At 44.9% G+C, this 2626-nt stretch carries 2 protein-coding genes and 1 pseudogene; all 3 read left to right on the top strand.

Annotated features, from left to right (window positions below; all coding sequences use genetic code 11):
- Positions 1-296, top strand: a 296-nt coding sequence (locus A2517_RS10720; protein ID WP_294896884.1) for a TIM barrel protein, incomplete at its 5' end; no start/stop codon positions are given.
- A complete protein-coding gene (locus tag A2517_RS10715; protein WP_294896882.1) occupies positions 296-1495 on the top strand; it encodes an OmpP1/FadL family transporter in 1200 nt (399 codons plus the stop codon). The genes A2517_RS10720 and A2517_RS10715, both read left to right, overlap by 1 nt.
- Positions 1496-1532: 37 nt before the next feature.
- A pseudogene (locus A2517_RS10710) lies at positions 1533-2626 on the top strand (AAA family ATPase); the annotation flags it as partial.

Genomic DNA, 2626 nt, shown 5'->3' with positions numbered 1-2626 from the left:
TTACGGCGGGTTATGATATTCGCACCCGCGAGGCGTATGATGCAACGTGGGCGGAGTTTGATACAATTGTGGGATTTAAGTATCTCAAAGGGATGCACATTAACGATTCAAAACCTGATCTTGGGAGTCATGTCGATCGACATGACTCACTCGGAAAGGGGAAAATCGGGATTGATGCGTTCGGATTTATCATGAACGATCCTCGGATGGATGATATCCCGCTGGTGCTTGAGACGATCGATGAGACGATTTGGGCTCAGGAGATTGAACTACTTTACTCACTGCAGGAGAAATAATGCGATACATAATATTACTGTCAGCTGTAGCAGCCGCAGCAATGGCGGGGGGATACAAAATTCCTGAGAGTTCGATCAACGGCACGGCACTCAGTGCGGCGTATGTCGCAAATGCACATGGAGCCGATGCGGCCTATTATAACCCTGCGGCTATGATCTATAACGAAGATGCGAATCTGCTTGAAGTGGATGCGACGTATATCGGGTTGTCTAAAATTCATTACCAACCGACGAGTGGAACATCTATTGATTCTAAAAGTGAATCCTTTTTAATTCCGACGCTCCATTTTGCTTCGAAAAAATTAGGGGATAGCGGTGTGCGTGCCGGATTTAGCATTGTCGTTCCTGCAGGATTGTCTAAACGGTGGCAGAGTGCTCCGGCAGTTTACAGTGCCGAAGAGTTCACACTGGAAACAGTCGAGTTTAATCCCTCTTTGGCTGTTCCTTTGAGTGATGAGGTGAGTTTTGGGGTTGGATTTCGAGTCGTGAAAACAGACGGTGTCGTTAAAAGTACCTCTCCTGTTCCGGCTACACGAGATATGACCGGAGATTCGATTGATTATGGATATAACTTTGCAGTAAATTACCGTCCGCAGCCAAATCTTTCACTTGCGGCAACATACCGTTCAAAAATCGACTTAACGGTTGAGGGGCATGCTACTTTGAATTATAGCGGGGTGTTATATGATGGTTCTACCAGTGTAGTTGTCCCTATTCCTGCGGCGCTTAATCTAGCAGCTGCGTATACCTTTGATACGGGGACGACGGTAGAAGCGGTATTTGAGCGAACGTTTTGGTCAGCGTATCAAAAGTTGGATTTTGAATACGGCGGAACACCCAATTTGGCAACATTTGCTTTTGGTACTGCGATCCCTAAAAACTGGGAAAATACAAACTGCTACCGCCTTGGGGTGACTCAAAAATTTGATAAATGGACGGCAATGGCAGGTTTTGCGTATGATAAATCTCCAGTGCCGGAATCGACACTCGGGTATGAACTTCCCGATGCGGATGCATGGATGGTTTCTTTAGGGGGACGTTATCAATTGGATGAGCATTGGAATATCGGTTTAGCCGGATTGGTCGATGTTAAAAAAGATCGGATTGTACATCAAAGCGGTGGGAGCAATCCTGTTAATGGCGAATTTTCCAATGCTCGTGCCTATCTCGTGACTGCCGGAATCGGGTATCGCTTTTGACCCAATTTAAAGACCATTTTTTAAAACAAGGAAACCATTGAAATATCTTATCGACTTTTTAGAAAATAAAGTAATTGAAGAGACCCATATTTTTTCACAACTCAAATGTACGGTCGAAGAGGCAAAAATTTTGCAGCTTCTTACCCGTAAATTTTTGCAGTCTCAAGAGGATGTCATTGTTGCCGAACTTCTCCAAGAGCTTTACGGGGCGGATGATTACTCCTATTTGAGCCATTTCGGGGAAGTGAAAACATTGCTTGAATTGGGTTGGATTACCCATCACTCGTTTACTCCCCTTAAAATCAGTGAGTTGTCGCATTTGGAATTGTATAACACTCCCGTTGCGGTAACATCGATCTTTATGAAGCTTCTCGAAGAGGGTTCGTTGGAGATGACGCTCCCCGATATTAAACCCTACGCCGATCATTTGGAATATCTCCAAGATCAGTTTTTCCGTATTGAACTCTATCAAAAGATGTCGATTATTCGTCACAACGGAAATGAGCATTCACTCGGGATCAACCGTATCCAAAACAAACTTGATCTCCTCGAAAAACGGATTGATGAGCGGATCGCTCAAACCTCACTTGATGTTGTCCTCGATCGCTTTTTCAAACAAAAGAAACTGGAACCCAAAGAGCAGGTTATTTTCTTAGCCCTACTCAAAGAGGAGTACAGTGCGACAGAGGGGAATTTGCGGGAGATGAATACCCTCATCGACCTGATCAGTTTCGACGATTACGAACGGATCAAAAATCGTGCCCTCCTCGAAGACGGTGCCCGTCTCATCAACGAGGAAGTGATCGATTATGAGGAGATGCTCAACCCGTTCGGCGGTATCAGCCGTGCTTTTTATATCGTCGATGAGGTACTTCAGTCGATCATGCACCCTCAGAAGAAGAAAAAAGTGCGCAAACTTAAACTCGATATGCTGATCAAAGAGCAGGAAATTTTCGAGTTGATTGAACCGACAACTTCACTGGAAAATGTTGTCCTCAATCCTTCCACTGAACAGACACTTTCGAATCTTATGCGTCAGTTGGATCGCGAAGTGATCGCACGGCTTCATGAATGGGGAGTCAAAGATAAAAAAGCGGGGATTGATGCACGGATTATTTTCTACGGCCCTCC

The sequence above is a fragment of the Sulfuricurvum sp. RIFOXYD12_FULL_44_77 genome (genome assembly GCF_001830725.1).
Lineage (GTDB): Bacteria > Campylobacterota > Campylobacteria > Campylobacterales > Sulfurimonadaceae > Sulfuricurvum > Sulfuricurvum kujiense_A.
Note: the sequence above shows the minus strand (reverse complement) of the source record. Positions and strands in the feature narration are given on the sequence as shown.

Excerpts from the sequence above, each read along its gene's own strand:
- A2517_RS10715 (WP_294896882.1), top strand. The coding sequence starts at position 296 with ATGCGATACATAATATTACTGTCAGCTGTAGCAGCCGCAGCAATGGCG.